A 17,080-nucleotide genomic window follows, 5' to 3' on the forward strand; every position below is an offset into this window, starting at 1 on the left:
GACTGTCCTATATATCGAGGCTGCTTTGGAGGATAGCGATCTCGCACTGATCGTACGCGCTCTCCGCGATGTGGCGCGGTCCGTGGGCGCAGGGGACTGGTGTCACGCCAGAAGCGCTCGACGAAGTGCTCAGCGGAAACGGTGATCCACGCCTCAGCACGCTGCTGGCTGTCATCAAGGCGTTGGGCCTGCAGCTCTCTGTGAAACCGATAGGCCAGCAGTAGCCGAGCGGGTGCCCGCAGATCGTACATTGATTGGGGTTCGCGGGTCGAAGAATGCTACGCCTCACTCCGTCACACCCCCCCTCTGGCCCGGCAGGCCAGAGAGGGGTGCTGTCCCGCCAACGTCAATCATCGGGCCCGTTCCACTCGATATCGCGCGTCGACGCCGCCTGCAGGCTGATACGTTGGCGATATGCCACGCCGGCGATCTCGGAGAGCGCAGGCCACTGCGCTTTCACCGGCGCCGGATCGCCCGGCCAGTCGAGCAGTTCCTGGCCCTCGCGCATGGCGTTTCGAAAGCGGTCTAGGCCGCCGGAGCGCAGAGCTGCCGGAAATCCGTAGATCCACATGGCAAGCCGCACCGTTTGCGGTGAGGTCACGTCCGGCCTGACTTCCGGTCCGTCATCAAGCACGGCATCCGCGAACCCCTCCGGATCGCGGAAGAAATGCAGCCCGCTCACGGCGCGCGGATTGCACTCCAGCGGCAGCACCTTTCCGTCCGCCTCGCGCATCAGGTCGAAGGAGATCTGTCCAGTCCATCCGGTACCGGCGACGATGCGCTCGACCAGCTCGCGCGCTGCCCGGTCCTCAACAGGCTCGAAGAAGATACCGGCGCCCTTGCCGGCGCGGTAGAGCGAATAGTAGAGCGCCAGCGCCTTGAGCCTGCCTTGGCGCGCCACCGCATAGGCGCTGATCTCGTCGCCACCGATGAAACGCTGCGCCACCCACGGCATGGCAGGCGAGGGCGCGATGGCGTCGAGAAAGTCTGGCGTCGGACGCACCAGCACATGGCTGGCGAAGCGCGACCAGACCGGCTTGAAGACCAAGTCGCGCGAGCGGCTGCGCACCGCTTCCAAATCGTCGCACGAACTGAGCAGCGTGGTTTCCGGCACTGCCAGGCCAAGCCGCTCGGCCAGCCGGATGAAGGCATGCTTGTTGTGCACCTGCGCCAGCACGTCGATGCCGGGCGCGAACAGCAGTGCCGGCATGATTCGCCTGTGCCAGGCCAGCGCGAGATAAAAAACCTCCTCGCAGGTCGGGATGACGAACTCTATGCCTTCTTCGCGGATCAGCGCCTCGATCGCCTCGGCATAGGCCTGCGGCTCGAAGCGCGGTGGCGGCAGGCGATGGTAGCGCGCGCAGGCCTTGCTCGCGGCGGCGATCGGGCGCGCCGGCGTGTCGGCCAGGATTACCCGGCGGCCGGCGCCACTAAGCAGGCGCGCCAGATGCAGCGCCACCGGCGCGCGCGCTCCGGTGATGAGCACGGTCTGGCCAGGCGCTGCCACCCTATCAACCGCCCTTCAGCTGCCGAAGTACGTCTCGATTGGCTTGGAGGAGTTCAAGATAGCGCTTCTTCGCCTCGGGCTCCGCAAAGCAGTAGAAACGAAACAGCGCTTTGCCACTGTTTTCGTAGCCGTGAAAGGCCGGAGCTTTGTTCGTTGTCTCGCTTGTCGCTCGATCGAGCGCGAACAGTTCCTTGAAAAAAACTGTTCCGTCTTCCGAATGCGCGACGACCACCCTTTCCATACGACCGTTGCTATAGAAGTACGACACTCTCGACTGATTGCCTTCGGCGTTCTCATTGATCGTTTCTAGGGCGCCGTTGCCGGGTTGGTCCGGACACTTGATGGAAACTCTGAGGAAATCGCTATCGGCGAGGGACGCCGAGCTGCCGCACGTCGCGAAAAGCAATACGATCAGGCTCGGCGCTACAGCGGAAATTTTCGACATGGTAAGAAGCTCACGGGCGATCACCGCCGACTCGGCTATCCGACGCCGATGATTGACAATCTTGCGACTGCTTCGCGAAGTCAAACAGCGTCTATACAGATGGCCGAAACCGAAATGTCGCTCCCTGTGCTCGGCAATTCCACTACTTTACGCCGACCGGCAGCGCGCGCTGGACGACGTTGAGGAAGAAGCGGATGCCGATCGGGACGATCGCGTCGTTGAAGACGAAGCGGTCGCCATGCAGCCCGGCGCCCGGGCCGACATCGCCGGCGCCGATCCAGACATAGGCGCCGTCGCCGACGCCCTGCAGCAGGAAGGCAAAATCCTCGCAGCCCATGCTGGGTTGGAACTCAGTTGAGATGCGTTCCTCACCTATTGTGTCCGCGCCGGCCAGGGCGGCGAGCGCCGCGCCATTTGCCGGGTTCACCACCGGCGGATAGCCGCGCTTGTAGGTGAGTTCGGCGCTGGCGCCGTGCGCGGCGGCGGTGGCCTGCGCCACACGCTCGATCTCGGCCGCGCAGTGATCGGACAGCGCGCGGTCATAGAAGCGGCAGGTGCCCTCGACCTTCACCTCGCCCGGCACGAAATTGTTGAAGCGGCCGCCATGGATCTGGGTCACCGACAGCACGGCCGGCGACAACGGATCGATGCTGCGGGAGACCAGCCGCTGGATCGCGGTGACGAAGCTTGCCGCAGCCAGCAGCGGATCGTCGCCCAGATGCGGCATGGCCGCATGGCAGCCTGCGCCGCGAAAGACGATCTCGAAATCGTCGACCGCCGCCATCTGCGGCCCGGCGCGCACGCCGATATGGCCCTCCGGGAAACCCGGCCAGTTGTGGATGGCGAAAACCTGGTCGACCGGAAAGCGCTTCAGCAGCCCGTCCTCAATCATCTTCTTGCCGCCACCCAGCACCTCCTCGGCCGGCTGGAAGACGAACACCACCGTGCCGTCGAAGCCCTCGCTTTCGGCGAGCAGCTTCGCCGCGCCGAGCAGCATGGCGGTATGGCCGTCATGGCCGCATGCATGCATGACGCCATCGTTGCGCGAGGCATAGGCCAGGTCTGTTGCTTCCCTGATCGGCAGCGCGTCGAGCTCTGCGCGCAGCGCGATCGCCTTGCCGCTCGCGCCTTTCGTCAGCGTCGCCACCACCGCGGTGGCGCTGACATCGGTATGGACGGTCAGGCCGAACTCTCCGAGCTTCGCCGCGACGAAAGTCGCCGTTTCATGCTCGGCGAAACCGAGCTCCGGATTGGCGTGGATTGCCTGCCGCCAGCCGATCACCTCCGGCACGATCGCCGCTATCCTGTCGTTCTTCCGCATCGTCCTGTCTCCGCCTTCGAATGCGGCGATCTAGCCGGCGTCATCGGCTCCAGTCTTGAACGGGATTGACGGGCAGGGCGGTTTTCGAGAGGCTTCAAAGATGAGCGATGCCGGCGAGCAAAGGGAACGCGAAGCAGCAAAGCTGACACGGCATGAAGGCCTGGGCGGCCTCGAAATGCTGGCCGCCCGCTACCGCGATCACGCCTATGCGCTGCACACACACCCGACCTGGGTGTTCGGCGTCGTGGTGGCCGGCGTCGAGAAGCTGCGCATCGGCAGTCGTAGTCATTTCGCGCCGGCGGGCTCGATTATCATCGTCAATCCGGAAGAGCCGCATGATGGCGAGAAGGGCGCTCCCGCCGGCTGGGCTTACCGCACATGCTATCCGGACGCCGCCCTGATGGCCGAGATCGCCGAAGATCTGGAGCTGCCGGGATTGCCGATGTTCAGCGGCGGGATCGTGGAAGTGCCTGAGCTAGCACGGGCCTTCGTGCGGGCGCATCGCCTGGCAGGACAGGCACTGGAACAGGAAGCGGCGATGCTGGCGGTGCTGCGCGATCTGGTGAGGCGCTTCGGCGACGGCAGGCACCGCGACCGCGCGTCGGACGGCGGGGAGACGGCGCGGCGCTTCCGCCTTTATGGCGAGCTGATCGCCGCCGATCTTTCAGCCGGTTTCGACCTCGCGCATCTGGCGGCGGCGGCCGGCGTCACCCGCTTCCAGGTCATCCGCGATTTCCACCGCGCCGCCGGCATGACGCCGGGCCAATATCTGCGCGACCGCCGCGTCCGCGCCGCCTCGGCACTGATGAAGACCGGCATGCCGCTGGCAGAGATCGCCGCGGCCACGGGCTTCGCCGACCAGAGCCATCTCACCAGGGTATTCAAGGCGATCAAGGGACTTTCCCCCGGCGCATGGCGCGCCGCGGCGTGAGATTTGTCGCGCGGCACGTTGTGCCGGCCGGAACCAGCGGCAGGCGCGCTACATCAGCGACGCGGTGGCCAGGCGACTTTTGGCGGTGTTCGGCTTCCTGTCGCCAACATATTCGACATTGGTGTCGATGAGCCGGTCGCTGTCGATACCGGCTGCGGTTAGAATGTCCATGATTGCCTTGATCCGCTGCTTGGCGAGATCCTTGTTCGTCTTGTCGGGTTTGGCGCCCGTGATTTCCTTGGCGGCCGTTGCCGTCAGTTCCACGTTGCAACGCGAATCTTTGATGCCGGCGGCGAATTTTTCGAGTTCGCTTTTGACCCGCTGTGAAATCACCGAGGATTTGCTGTCGAAGAAGAGGGCGACCTGGACAGGGCTCCGCTTCTCATACCGCCGGCAGGAGATCCCTTGCTTCGGCAAGGTGTACAGGATGGCGCTCCGCGCCTGGTTCTTGTCGGTGGCCCTATCGTCGACCCAATGAGAAAGCGCCAGCACCATTTCGGGCTTGACGCCCTGCGCTTTGAGAAAATCGCTTGTTGCGTTCAGCCTGCGGCCGGCAATGCTGTCCGCTTTGTCGTAAGCGCCTTCCTTGCTGGCCGTCGCGTAGAGCCGGTAGCCGCAATCCCGTCCGGCATCCTTGACGAACGCCGCCAGTCCTTTCGCTGTCTCGTCGGAAATCTTGCCGTCGCCTTTTTTGAACAGGACGCGGTACGAGTTCCACTGGGTGCATTTCGGTCCGACGTCGCGTTCCTGGGCGGCGGCCGCAGTGAAGAATGCCCCGCTGACGGCAACGACGAAAAGACCCAGGACAAGACCGACAATGCTTTTCATTGGCACCATTCCGCGCTGGCTCGATCTGTTTTTACCGCACTTCGCGCCCCTGAAAAAGGTAACGTTCGCGCGATTGGCGGCTCCCGCACATCAGTCCCACACAAGCAGCAATTTGCGCCAGAAGGCGTTGGACGGCATCGGTTTCGAACCGCGCGGCAGTTTGATGGCCAGATAGATGGTCAGCCATTTGCGATCGACCTCCCGGACGGAAACTTTCAAATCGTGCAACTCGAATGGTTTCGAGACCCGCGTCCACCCAGAGAACGCCAGGGCGCCGACCGGGGAATCTTTTTTCCATGTCAGGCTGTCTTCCGGTCGGCCCAGCGCCATGGCGAACTCGAAGGGGGAAGCCTCTTCGTGCGCAATTTCCACCGTTGCGACGACGCTTCTGGCAAAGGCCGGAAATGTGGAATTGAGGGAAGCGACCACTGGACCATGGGCGCTCGGCCGCAAAAAGATGCCGCCATTGTCCCCGGCGACGAGCAGTGCCGGCAACTCGGACGGATAGATCGTCACAAGCGCTGCCCGCTTCATCTCCTCGCCGGTTAGCCGCCGCATGCGTTGACGTTCTTGAGGCGCGTTGAGGCGCGGGTGCTTCCCGCCGGTCGAAACGACATTTCGGACCTGAATGCTAGAAAAGCCCCCGAGCACCCGTGCGTCCGGCCGATTGCCGCCGCATCTGACCGCGAGCAGCAGGTCGCGTCTGCCGGGAACAGGCGATTTGAGGCCCGTTGCGATTTCGCGTGGTTCGTGCGGGCGGCTGACATCGGCCCAGCCGTTCCCTCCGTCATCCTCGAGGAGTCGAGCGAGCTTTTCGAAGGTCTGGTTTTCCGCGTCCACGATCGCGATCTGAAACTGCGCGGGTCCCGTCAGTGCCTCATCGAGATAGACCCAGCAGCTCGCGCTGATTGTCCCGGCCGGACAGACGCCCTTCAGCAGCGCCATCGAGACGGTGCTGCCGGCGGCCTGGACAAACAGCTGGTCCGGCGATTGCTCGACATAGCTCAGCAGATCCGCATCGGCATCCGGATGCGAGCCGACATGAGCGCGGCGCAGGACTTCAACCGGGAGGTAGCGCTCGCTGTAGAACGAAGAATGGAGTTCCGGCACTGTTTCCTCAGTGGCGGCGTTGAGCATTTCGACGACGCCGAGCGTGAAGTCGGACCGTCCCGCATGGGCGAGAAGCGAAATTGCCGTGTCGGCCCTGCCTTCTCGCGCCGCGATCTCGGCCAGCAACTGCATTGCGTCTGCGGAGTTAGGGGAAGCGGCGCTCAGCCGCAGATACCGTTCGTCCTTGACGCGCAGTTCAAGGTTCCAGAGGTTGAGGTCCTTCTCGTGATCGGCAGTGTTCGAGCTGATACCGAGCTGCACGAACATGTCGGTGTGCGCGAACTTGTGCTTTCGGAACACATTGATGATCGGCCGGCGATTCCTCAGCCACTCGGCATTGCGGTTCATGCCCGTCGGCGAAGACCGGTACCAGTACAGCGGCTCCGGGACAGTGACGATCTCCAGGCCCGCCAGATCGGCGCGCAGGAAGAACTCCCAATCGCTCGCCGAAAAGCCGCGCTCCTCGTTGAGGTAGCCTATCTTGTCGAACACTTCGCGCCGGAACATTGCGTTGGCATCGCCATACGGGTTGGTGATCAGCGCGATGTCCGGCGGGCCGCCGACCGGGAAGTAGAGCATATAGCCGCTCTTGGTGTCCGGCGGCACGAAGGGCTCGTTGAGCCACTTGGCAAACGTCGTGCAAATATCAGCGCCGGACTTTTGCATGCCGGCAACGAGCGTGCTGACTGCGTTGGGGAACAGCGCGTTGTCGTCGTCCAGGAACAGGATCAACGACCCCTTCGCGTTACGAATTCCGTTGTTGCGCGCCTTGCCGAGGAAGCCGTTCTTCTGCCGGATGATCCGCCAGCCGCGCTGTTCGAACTCGGGCTCGATTTCATTGAGCAGGCGAATTGCGTCCGGATCCGTGCTGCCGTCGTCGACGACGATCAATTCGATATTGGGGTAGTCCTGGCGCCGGACCGATGCAATCGCCTGCGGCAACAGCCGCGCCCGATTGTAGTGCGCCGTGATGATCGAAACGAGCGGCGGCCGGCTGCGGCTCCGGCTTGGGCCGGCGGCCTTGGCGGGGTGCCGACAGAGCTTGACGTGCAGCTTGCTCCAGACCTTCTCGCGCGCTTCCCGGTCATGCAAGGGCTTTGCCGGACCGAATGAGGGACCCTCCAGCACGGACGCGATCTTGGCCGCAATCGCGGAGGGGGACGCCTGCATCATGACCGTCTCGGCGGATTTCGGCTGAAGGAGCCCGCGTATGCTGCCGACGTCCGTCGCGATGAAGGGGATCTCCTCGTCAAGGCACGTCACCACATCCAGCGGGAGCTGCGCGGCCGAGTGCGTGATTGCCACCAGCGCATGGCTCTGCCGCAGATAACGGAATATCTCGGGCTCGTCCCGGATGGGCAGTAGCTTCAGCTTGAACGGCCATTGCCGGGCGCGCCGTACGATCATGCCGCCCGAATGCTCGCCGAGCACATGGCCAAAAGCGCCGATAATCGTCACGGCCACGTCCGTCACGCCACTCTCGGTCAGGCGATCCAGCGCGTCGCAGAACAGCGTCAATCCGCTTCGCGTCTCCGTGCCCGAGAAATGAACCACTTCGCCTGCCGGCCTCTCCCGGGGCCGGTCGTGATCGACGGCGAAGTTCGAACGCCACTCCTCGGGCTCCAGCGGCGTCGCGATGTGGTAGCTGGCCGGCACTCTCCATCCCGCCTTCGTCATCCAGTCGAGCAGGGACTGGCCCGTAACGACAAGATGGTCGCAGGTCTCGGCGGAGGTCCTTTCCATATGGGCGACGGTCATCTGCTCCTTGCGTTCGATCGCCCTGGCATTGGCCTCCAGATCCCACATGAGCGGCTCATGCGCGAGCACCACGAGGATGGGAGGATCGGCAAAGACGCCCGTGCGCTTGGCGACTGTGGGGAAATGCGCCAGTCCGCCTTCAAGCGCAAAATAGACGACATCGAACGGGTTCTGCTTGAGGTAGTGGTAGACGGCCACCGAATTCTTGTCGCTGGAATCCAGGCCACGCAGCAATTCGGGTGACGGCGGAAGCAGTTCGAGCCGCACGAGGAAATTGTCGAAGCTCCATTTGGCGAGCCTGTCGATTTCCTGCACGTCGGGCTGGCTGCCGAGCGGGCTCGGCACCCACAACAGTGTGACCGTGTCACCGATTTTCGCCAGATGCTGCGCCAGCGCATAGGTCGCCGACCCTGGATCGGCGGTCACCGTCGAGCCGAACTCGACTTCGGAAACGACACACACCCTGCGGGGTTTGTGGCCTGACTGCCGCTTGGCCGCAGAGATCGCGCCTGTCTTCGAACCAACGTTCAATCAGTCCCCCTCGATCATCAGCCGCAGCGGGCAGTCTTGCCAACAGGTGGATAACACTTTGATAATTGTCTAACCGGGATAATCATCGCAAGACTGCCCAGGCTCCTCGCGCAAACCGGATTGATGACGTTCAAATGCTTGTCCATCGATCTCCAAAACACCTTGAACGGCTGGACGATCGGCCGATCGACGTGAGCAAGGACGAGATCCTGTGCTTTGTCGCGCTGCGCAACGAGGCGACGTTGCTGCCGCATCTTCTCGAGCACTATCGCGGGCTCGGGGTCGACCGGTTCTTCTTTCTTGACAACGGCTCGACGGACGGGACGAGAGAGCTGATCCTGGAGCAGCCGGACAGCCATTGCTTCCATACCGAAGGGTCGCATTTCGCCGAGAACATCACCCCGCCGCGATGGATCAACACGTTGATGCGCGTGTTCGGTTCCGGCCACTGGTGCCTGTCCGTCGATGCCGACGAACTTCTCGTCTATCCCGATTTCGAGCGCGTGAACCTGCGCCGGCTTTTCGGTTATTTCGATTCGACCGGCGCCGAAGCGGTGATCGGATCCATGATCGACATGTATGCCGACGGCCCGTTGGCAGAATGCAGCTACGACGGCAGGATCCCACTCGTCGATGCTTCCCCCTATTTCGACCCGGAGCCGGGATGGTTGCGCGCGCGGGACGGCCTTTATCCTCCCGAGCAGATGTTCGGCGGGGTGCGGGAGCGCGCCTTCTGGCATGGCCGCTTCAAGCAGACCTTTCCGCCGTGCCTGACCAAGGTGCCGATCGTGCGGTGGAGCAGGGGCACACACTACCATGCGGCGCAGCACACTCTCAGCAAGGTGCGGTTCAGCGAGCTCCGCGTCGCTCTGTTGCACTTCAAATTTGTCTGGGGCTTCCAGCAGAAATCGGCGTCCTCTTTGGGCGAGAACGCGCAGCTCAAGGAAAAGACGCTCGAGGAGCGCGCCGCCTATGTGGAGGCCCTGGAGCGCAATCCGAAATTGTCGCTGCGCAATGATCGGTCTGTCCGCTACCGTGGCGAGAGCGGGCAACTCGTGGAACTCGGCTGGATGAAATCCTCGCACCGCTACGCCCAATACGTCGCAAAAACGGCTAAGCCGCGGTTACACGAAACCGCGGCCACCTGATCTGACGATTTACTGTGCCGGAAGGTGCGGCCGGCGTTATCCGCCGTAGCGACCGCCGCCATCTCCACCAGGGCCGTCGCCGCCGTCCGCCGCAAACTGCGACAGGCTGTTGAGGGCCAGCGCTTTGCAAGCCGTCGGCGCATTCGGATATCGGTGCAGATAATCCTCGAGCGCCTCGATTGTGCCGATCTTGAGAGCCTGCTCGCAGGCGAGCTCTGCTTCCTTGACCGGAGCAACCTCAATCTGCGCCTGAGCCACGTTGGAAAACGCGACACTCAACCCAAGCAGGCTAAGCCCACCCAAAAGTAGCGATTGGACCTTACGCATAACAAACCCCCGTCCTCTATACACCCCATAGCTTCTTGATAATATTAGTTTGTTAGCAATTTGTCAACCATAACGGCATAACGCTCTATGACGCCGAGAGGCTTGTTGGGAGCCCGCCGCGGTTAACCTAAACCACGGCCGCGTCCGCCCGTTGGGGGCCGCGCTTAGTCGCTGAAAAGCATCAGTTTTCTGAAGAAGGCATTGGTCGGAAAACCATTGGGCATTCCGGCGAAGCGAACCGCGACAACGATCGAAAGCGGCATCTTGCGGCGCGCGCGCAGCGCCACCGTCAAGGTGTGGCGCGCGAACTTGTCCCGCACGGTCGTCCAGCCCGAAAAGACGATCGTCTGCGCCGCGGTATCGCGCTGCCAGTCTATGATCTGGTCGGGGCGGGCGAGAGCCAGGCCGAAGTCGATTGCCGGCGCGTCGGCATGCGCGACTTCGACTGTTGCCTCCAGCCTGCGGAAGAACGGCGGAAATTGATGATCGAGCGATGCGGCGACTGAGCCTTCCGCATGCGGGCGCAGGAATATCCCCCCGCCATCTCGCGCCACGAGAAGCAGCGGAAGATCCGAGACGCGCGATGTGAGCAGCCTGGCGCTCTTTAGCGCTTGATAGGCGAGACTGCGCGAACCGCCGGCCCATTCAACCTCTTCGGCGGCATCTTCACCTGTTTTGGCGGGGGCCCGTTCAAGCAAGATCGCCGCTGTATCGGGGCGACCGGTCGAGGAGGCGATAGCAGCAAGTCTCTCGACGGCTGCATCGCTGTTCGGTTCGAGATCGCAGAGCTCGAGATACTTTCGGTAGGCGGGAATGTATCTCAGGTTCTCGCGTGCGCTGTCGATTTCGGACCGCGCCGTGTTCTGGGCGATGGCCAATTGATAGAGCGAGCGAGCATCGTCGAACCGGTGCGACCCGAACGTCTCGATGACCGGGCGGCGGTTGTCGTACCAGTTCGAGGTGCGGAACATTCCGTCCGGTTTCGAGCGGTACCAGTAAAGCGGCTTTGGAATTGGCCTGATCTTCAGCCCGGCAAGCGAAGCTCGCGCAAAGAATTCCCAGTCGTGCATCGCATAACCAGGCTCTTCGGTCAGAAACCCGATCTGGGAGAAGACCCCCCGGCGCATCATCGCATTGGCGTCGCCGTAGACATTGTGGATCAGGCCAAGTGCGTCGGGACCGCCGAGCGGCAGATACTGGATCAGCCCGTCGGCCCGGTCCGCGGGAACGAAATCCTCATAGAAGATCAGTTGGAACGCGGTGCAGATGTCGGCACCCGATGCCGCCATGGCGCGGACGAAATGGTCGACGGCCTCCGGAAAAAGCGCGTTGTCGTCATCCACGAACAGGATGAGTTCGCCGCGCGCGGCGCGCACGCCTGCATTTCGCGCGGCGCCAAGATGCTTGTGTGGCCGGCGCAAGATGCGCCAGCCGCGCTGGCGGAACGTCGGCGCCAGCGCATCCAGCAATCGCCTTGCTTCATCCTGGTCGCTGCCGTCATCGACCAACACCAGCTCGAGCCTGTCGTAGGTTTGCGCCTCGATCGCCGCGATCGCCTGTTTCAGAAAGAGCGGCCGATTGCGATGGGCCATGACGATCGACACCAGCGGCGATGTCGGGGCCTGCCGGCGTTTTTTCCGCGCCGGCGGCGACGCATCGCGCGTGTCCAGCCAGGCCTGCCGGCACCGGCCAAGCATGTCGATCCGTCGCGGCCGTGGCGGCTCGTCGAGAGCGGCAAGGACCGACCGGGCCAACTGGCCGGCTTCGGGCTCGGCCAATTGAGGTTGCCTCGTCTCTGCGTCCCATGTCTCGGCATTGGCGCCGACATTGGTAGCCAGGAATGGCAGCCCTGCGGCGATGCATGCGGCGACGGCGGCGCCGGTCGACGCGGCGAGCGAGGGTATGACCGCCAGGGCGCCGTGGCGCTCGACATAGTCGAGCTTTGCATTGAGATCCGCGGCGGGCAAAAGCTTGAGCTTGAACGGCCATTTCTCGGCGCGGCGCACAAGCAGTCCGCCGCTGTGCTCGCCCATGATCTTTCCGAACGGAGCGAATGCCGTAACGGTCAGTCCTGCGGGCGCCGACGGCGCGAGCAGGTCCAGCGCATCGCAAAGCAGCGTCAGGCCATCGCGAAACCGCGCTCCGGAGAAGACGGCGAGTTCCCGAGCGTTCTCGCGTCTGGGCGCCGGCTGCGCGCCGGCCCGGCCGATGCCGGCTGACAGCGGCAACATCGGCATCACTGCCGCCTTGCGGACCTTCCAGCCTTTCGACAGCATCCACCTGCGCAGCGTGGCGGAGGCACAGATCGTCCTGTCGGCCATCTCGGCGCAATATCTTTCCATATAGGCGATGGCGATCGCCTCGATGCTTTCCATCAAGGCCTTGTCGGCTTCGTGCACCCACTCTTCCGGGGCGTGGGCGAAGACAATGATCGGCGGAGGTGCAAAGGCCGCGGTTTCGGCCGCCAGCAGCGTGTAATAAGCCAATCCGCCCTCGAGGGGCGCATAGACCAGATCGTGATTGGACCGTTCGAGATAATGCAGCAGCGCCGCGGAGCGGCTCTCGGGCGTCGTCAGCGAGGGAAGCAGCTGATCGGACCTGTCGAGAACCTCCAGCTTGACCGAGGCGGCCTCGAACTCAGCCCGATGCGCCGCCGCCTCGTCCGTGGATGGCGCGTCCCGGCCGGCGACCCACAACAGGGTCACGTCGTCTCCGTTTTCGGCGAAGAGCCTGGCAAGCTCGCCGGGCGCCGTGGTGTCGTCGATGTCGGCGTCGCGCCGGATAGCTTGCGTCACCACGCAGATGCGGCGACGCCCGCCATCCGGTCCCAACGGCTTGTTCAGCTTGCTCTCGACCGCCATTGCAGCTTCCCTTAACCCAACTCCGCTAACAATTTTTTGCGCGCTCCCTGCCTTCTCGCCGCGCCGGATTTACTTTTCAGTGATCATCCTTCTGCGCCATTGGTAAACCAAGGCAATCAAGCAGTTCCTAAAAAGGCTGTGCAATCAACCGACTGTTACAAGTTTATCGACGCGGCATAACCAATCTTTACGCCTCCCGGCTAATCGTTCACGGCATATCAGGAGGCGCAAATGAAAACGACGGTGAAGTTTATCGCTGCGCTCGGTTTGATGGGCGCGATGGTTTCGGCGGGCTCGGCAGGGGAGTTGCTGCGTCCGCGCGTCAATCTCGGCACCGCCAACGTCAAGACGATCAGCGGCGATCGCGGCGGCTATGTGATCGACTATGCCATCCGTGCCTTGAAGCTGCAGCGCAGTGGCGGTTTCGTGCGGTTCAATGGCGCGTGCGACTCGGCCTGCACGCTCTATCTGTCGATGCCCAGGAGCAAGATGTGCGTCACGCGCAACGCATCGTTCGGCTTCCATTTGCCCTATGGCGCCGGAGCGCGCGGCAATCAGGTCGCCGCGAACTTCATGATGAAGAACTATCCCGGCTGGGTCCGCGGATGGATCGCCAAGCGCGGTGGGCTGAAGAACTCCATAGCGACCATGACATACGCGGATGCGAGCCGCTTCCTCCCGACTTGTCCGTCCGCGCAGCGTTTGACCATTGCGAGCCTGAGCCCGACGCGCCTGCGCGGCGGCTGATACTCGAAGCTGGTGCTCTGGTAGCGATGACGGCGGGTGCCATGCGCCCGCCGTCATCGATTCACACGGCCGCTCGCATTTGAACCAAAAGCTCATTTGTGTATCTTCGGGCGTGTCTTCATCCTGTTGGGCGTGGGCGAATGCAGTCTTGCCAAAAGTTCGTGCTGATCGCTTCGCCAAGAACCGGCTCTCAAGCGCTCAATCGCCATCTCAACCAGTATGACGGGATGGTCATGCACGGCGAAGTTTTCAATCCGAACTTTGTCGGTTTGCGCCCTGACTACCACGAGAAGATCGATCTGCCGCGCGAGCGGGTCGATCTGCGAGATGCCGAGCCGGAGCGGTTCATCGCGCGGATTTTCGACGATCCGTCGGCCCGCTTTGTCGGATTTCACATATTTCCCGACCAGACGCGCCCGGCCATGCTGCCCGTGCTGGAAGACGAAAGCGTCAAGAAGCTTTGGCTCGTCAGGAACCCGATCGCGTCCTTCGTCTCGCTGCTCGAAGCGGAAGCATCCGGAATATGGATGGTCCACGCCGCCGATCCGGCCCCAGCCGACAGCCCCAGGAAGAAGGTGTATTTCGACATAGACCGGTTCAACGGGTTTCTGCGCGAGCTCAACCTGTTTCGCGCAAAGATCAGATCCGTGCTGTTCGAGACCCGGCAGCCGTATTTCCCGATCCACTACAGCGACATCGCCGATCCGCTGGTTGGCAATGCGATCATTGCCTATCTCGGCGGCTCCCAGCGCCTGGACCATTTCCGGACCGAGATCCTGAAACCGCCGCAGCGGCCCTTCGTCGACCGCATCGAGAATTACTGGGAATTCGTGACCTATTTCAGGGCCGCCTCGACGGACGACCTGTATGCGTTCGGCTGACGTTTCACCCGCCGCCAATCGGCAAACCCATTGTCGTTCAATAGGTTCGGTTAACCAGTTCTGAAGAGACATGGTTAACGCACATTTGATTTTGTTGACTCTTTTTTAGCCCAGGCTGATTCTGCGGCGGGGGTTTGAAAGCTGTCGGCTGTGGTTTCCGGCCGGAGCGCAAGCTGGCGGCGGGCAATTGCATGAGTATCGGCGGCAGTACGGGATCGGCGAGCCGATCTGAAGGCGGCCACACGAGATCGAGGACGAAGCCGGCATCGGCGCGGGACCTGCGCTTCCGACGCCTATCCCCGCGCATTGTTTGCACGAGCCTGGTGTCGTGGTTGCTGCTAGGGATCTACCGCGGCGTCATCGTCGATCCGCAACCGGCATTTCAGGGTGTTCTGGCGTCCATCCCTGCGGGATTGGCGGCGAGCTATTACGACCTGATCCTTATCGCATCGCTGACGGCGGCAACGCTGGTCCTGCTCTTCCTCGCAAAGCCAAGCCGGCTCGCATCCGCGGCGATCGTCTTGCTTTTCTATCTCGTCGTCGCCGTGTCGCTGGCCTGGGGCTTTGCCAATATCAACCTTGTCAAGATGCTGGGCGAGCCGTTTACCTTCCAGTGGCTGGTCTATGGTGACTTTTTGCAGAATGCCGACGCCAAAAGCGCGATGGGCGACGCCCTCAACGTTAGGGATGCAGCGATCCTTTTCGGGTCCATCATTCTGGTGCTGGTCCTCGGTTACGCTGCAGGCAGGTTGTGCCAGCGGCTGAGTTCCGCGGGTCGCAAAGCGTTTCTCGTCGCGTTGGTTCTGGGCGTTGGCGCAGGCCTGGCCGGCAGCGGCTATCATGTGCGCGCCCAGGCGCTGCCGGCGTCCAAGATCGACAATCCGATCGTGTATTTCGTTCAGTCGGCGTGGTTCAGCTCGACGCCGGTGACGTTTGCGATGAGCGCCGCCAGCAATGATCCCGATGTCGCCAGCGTCGGGGAGCGTCCGGCGGAAACGTCAAGTTTTAAGGCGCCGGCACCAAATCCGGTCAAGAACGTGCTGATCTTCATGATGGAGTCGGTGCCGTCGAAATACGTCGAGACCTTTGGCGGCCAGTATCCGGTCACGCCGAACATAAAGAGCTATGCGGCCGGTTCCATTCGGTTCGACAAGATCTATGCGCATGCGCCTTCCACGCACTACTCGATCTTCTCGTTGCTGACCTCGATGTACAACGACATCTCATTCTATGGGATGACCGCCAAATATCCGTATCTGCCGCTGGACACGATCTCCAACACGCTGTCCAGGCACAATTTTCGCACCGGCTTCTTCTGGAGCGCGGATTCCCGTTTCCAGCGGGTGGACGAGTTTCTGCTCAACAAGGGACTGGACGTCATCCAGGATTATCGGGGGCAGAAATGCGCCACCCCGACCTTCAAGCTCAGCTCCGAGCAGTGGAAGAACATGGACTACAACAGCGATCTGTGCACCGCACAGTCGATCATCGAGTGGATGAACAAGGATTCGCAGAAGCCGTTCTTCGGCATAATGTTCACGGCGATGACCCATTATCCGTACATCACCGGCAGCCCGATGTTCTCGAAGATGGTGCCTTCCGCCAAGGACATTGGGCCGGTGCGCTACGTCGATGACGAAAAGTTCAATGCCTATCTCAACGCCTTGAAGGTCGGCGATGCCGCGTTCGGTGAAATCCTTGAATCGCTGAAACAGTCCGGCAAGCTCGATTCGACGCTGGTCGTCGTCCTTGGCGATCATGGCGAGGCGTTCGGCGAGCATGGCGACTACATCCATGCCACCGCGATCTACGACGAGAACGTCCACATCCCGCTGATCATGATCAACAAGCACCTTTTTCATGGCGAGGTCGCGCATCCGGTTGGCGGCATCATCGATGTCGCTCCGACGATCATGGATATACTGGGATTGCCGTTGCCGCAGCAGTGGCAAGGACGCAGCCTGTTCAGCGAGCAACGGCCAGACAAGACCTTCTTCTTCAATCCCTGGGCCGGCTCCTTGCTCGGCTATCGCGAGAATGATCGAAAGGTGATTTTCAATGCCACCACCGGCAAGGTCGAGGAATACGACCTCAAGGCCGACCCCGGCGAAAGGACGAACCTTTTCAATGAGAGCTCGAGCGATCGAACGACCCTGCTGCAGCCGATCTCCGGATGGGTGCAGTCGCAAAAGCGGCGCGTAGCCACCCTTGTCGGCAACGCTGCCCAGGACGCAGGGCACTGCAGCGCCACAAGCTTGGAGATCGACGCGGCCGGCACCGATTACCAGGGGGCGCCTCACTTCGAGGTTTTCGCGGACGGCAAACGTCTTGCCGAAATCGCCGTCCAGGGCAAGCACAGCGCAGCGTCGACGGCCGAAGCCCGCGTGGCGGAACTGACGGAGGCGGCCATCGGCGCGCAGCCGTTCCGCATCGACCTCAGCGGCGTGCCCAACCCGAAATCGATCGAAGTGCGCTATGTCAACGACCAGTGGGCCGGAGACGGCTTACCCGGCGATCGCAACCTGTTCATCAAGAGCATCAAGGTGAACGGGCAGTTGGTGCCCAACGGCAAGCTGCACGTCGACGAGCAATCCCACGGCTACACCGACGACAGCGGGACCGCCATGTACACCAACGGCTCTCTTTGGGTCAGCGGACCGTTTATCGAAGGATGCATGTAGGGCA

General features: G+C 62.4%; 12 protein-coding genes. 5 read left to right on the top strand and 7 right to left on the bottom strand.

Translation table 11 applies throughout. From position 1 onward, the window contains the following. Positions 1 to 346 precede the first annotated feature (346 nt). From EH240_RS05340 to EH240_RS05350, 3 genes are all read right to left on the bottom strand, one after another. A complete protein-coding gene (locus EH240_RS05340; protein ID WP_124996365.1) occupies positions 347 to 1,507 on the bottom strand; it encodes an ATP-grasp domain-containing protein in 1,161 nt (386 codons plus the stop codon). Between the two features lie 4 nt (positions 1,508 to 1,511). Continuing rightward, positions 1,512 to 1,976, bottom strand: coding sequence for a hypothetical protein (locus EH240_RS05345; protein ID WP_124996366.1), 465 nt, complete (start codon positions 1,974 to 1,976; stop codon positions 1,512 to 1,514). Positions 1,977 to 2,094: 118 nt separating this feature from the next. Beyond that, entirely contained in the window at positions 2,095 to 3,273 is a 1,179-nt protein-coding gene (locus EH240_RS05350; protein WP_124996367.1) for an amidohydrolase, read from the bottom strand. Positions 3,274 to 3,373: 100 nt separating this feature from the next. Here EH240_RS05350 and EH240_RS05355 point away from each other — a divergent pair, with 100 nt between their 5' ends. After that, on the top strand, positions 3,374 to 4,204 hold the full coding sequence (locus EH240_RS05355; RefSeq protein ID WP_124996368.1) for an AraC family transcriptional regulator: 831 nt from the start codon (positions 3,374 to 3,376) through the stop codon (positions 4,202 to 4,204). Between the two features lie 48 nt (positions 4,205 to 4,252). Here the strand turns inward: EH240_RS05355 and EH240_RS05360 are convergent, their stop codons facing one another. Both EH240_RS05360 and EH240_RS05365 read right to left on the bottom strand, forming a co-directional pair. Further along, complete coding sequence (locus tag EH240_RS05360) at positions 4,253 to 5,032, bottom strand: OmpA family protein (protein ID WP_167483925.1); 780 nt, start codon at positions 5,030 to 5,032, stop codon at positions 4,253 to 4,255. Between the two features lie 90 nt (positions 5,033 to 5,122). Then, positions 5,123 to 8,431, bottom strand: a complete 3,309-nt coding sequence (locus tag EH240_RS05365; protein ID WP_124996370.1) for a DUF6212 domain-containing protein — start codon at positions 8,429 to 8,431, stop codon at positions 5,123 to 5,125. A gap of 134 nt (positions 8,432 to 8,565) precedes the next feature. On the opposite strand from EH240_RS05365, the gene EH240_RS05370 reads away from it, so the two are divergent. Further along, positions 8,566 to 9,579, top strand: coding sequence for a glycosyltransferase family 2 protein (locus EH240_RS05370; protein ID WP_124996371.1), 1,014 nt, complete (start codon positions 8,566 to 8,568; stop codon positions 9,577 to 9,579). 36 nt (positions 9,580 to 9,615) lie between these two features. On the opposite strand, the gene EH240_RS05375 is transcribed toward EH240_RS05370, so the two are convergent. Together EH240_RS05375 and EH240_RS05380 are read right to left on the bottom strand one after the other, a co-directional pair. Continuing rightward, the gene (locus EH240_RS05375) at positions 9,616 to 9,906 is read right to left on the bottom strand and encodes a hypothetical protein (protein ID WP_124996372.1); all 291 of its coding nucleotides are present in this window, start codon (positions 9,904 to 9,906) and stop codon (positions 9,616 to 9,618) included. 164 nt (positions 9,907 to 10,070) lie between these two features. Continuing rightward, positions 10,071 to 12,767: a DUF6212 domain-containing protein gene (locus EH240_RS05380; protein WP_124996373.1), complete on the bottom strand. Its 2,697-nt coding sequence runs from the start codon at positions 12,765 to 12,767 to the stop codon at positions 10,071 to 10,073. Positions 12,768 to 12,998: 231 nt separating this feature from the next. On the opposite strand from EH240_RS05380, the gene EH240_RS05385 reads away from it, so the two are divergent. From EH240_RS05385 to EH240_RS05395, 3 genes are all read left to right on the top strand, one after another. Beyond that, complete coding sequence (locus EH240_RS05385; RefSeq protein ID WP_245435835.1) at positions 12,999 to 13,514, top strand: hypothetical protein; 516 nt, start codon at positions 12,999 to 13,001, stop codon at positions 13,512 to 13,514. Positions 13,515 to 13,654: 140 nt separating this feature from the next. Then, positions 13,655 to 14,395, top strand: coding sequence for a hypothetical protein (locus EH240_RS05390; RefSeq protein ID WP_124996374.1), 741 nt, complete (start codon positions 13,655 to 13,657; stop codon positions 14,393 to 14,395). A gap of 332 nt (positions 14,396 to 14,727) precedes the next feature. Continuing rightward, a complete protein-coding gene (locus tag EH240_RS05395) occupies positions 14,728 to 17,076 on the top strand; it encodes a sulfatase-like hydrolase/transferase (RefSeq protein ID WP_167483926.1) in 2,349 nt (782 codons plus the stop codon). The last annotated feature ends 4 nt before the right edge of the window (positions 17,077 to 17,080 follow it).

The organism is Mesorhizobium tamadayense, from assembly GCF_003863365.1.
Lineage (GTDB): Bacteria > Pseudomonadota > Alphaproteobacteria > Rhizobiales > Rhizobiaceae > Mesorhizobium > Mesorhizobium tamadayense.

Coding starts and splice junctions, on each gene's coding strand:
- EH240_RS05385 (WP_245435835.1), top strand. CDS start 12,999: ATGAAAACGACGGTGAAGTTTATCGCTGCGCTCGGTTTGATGGGCGCG.
- EH240_RS05375 (WP_124996372.1), bottom strand. CDS start 9,906: ATGCGTAAGGTCCAATCGCTACTTTTGGGTGGGCTTAGCCTGCTTGGG.
- EH240_RS05350 (WP_124996367.1), bottom strand. CDS start 3,273: ATGCGGAAGAACGACAGGATAGCGGCGATCGTGCCGGAGGTGATCGGC.
- EH240_RS05380 (WP_124996373.1), bottom strand. CDS start 12,767: ATGGCGGTCGAGAGCAAGCTGAACAAGCCGTTGGGACCGGATGGCGGG.
- EH240_RS05360 (WP_167483925.1), bottom strand. CDS start 5,032: ATGAAAAGCATTGTCGGTCTTGTCCTGGGTCTTTTCGTCGTTGCCGTC.
- EH240_RS05355 (WP_124996368.1), top strand. CDS start 3,374: ATGAGCGATGCCGGCGAGCAAAGGGAACGCGAAGCAGCAAAGCTGACA.
- EH240_RS05370 (WP_124996371.1), top strand. CDS start 8,566: ATGCTTGTCCATCGATCTCCAAAACACCTTGAACGGCTGGACGATCGG.
- EH240_RS05390 (WP_124996374.1), top strand. CDS start 13,655: ATGCAGTCTTGCCAAAAGTTCGTGCTGATCGCTTCGCCAAGAACCGGC.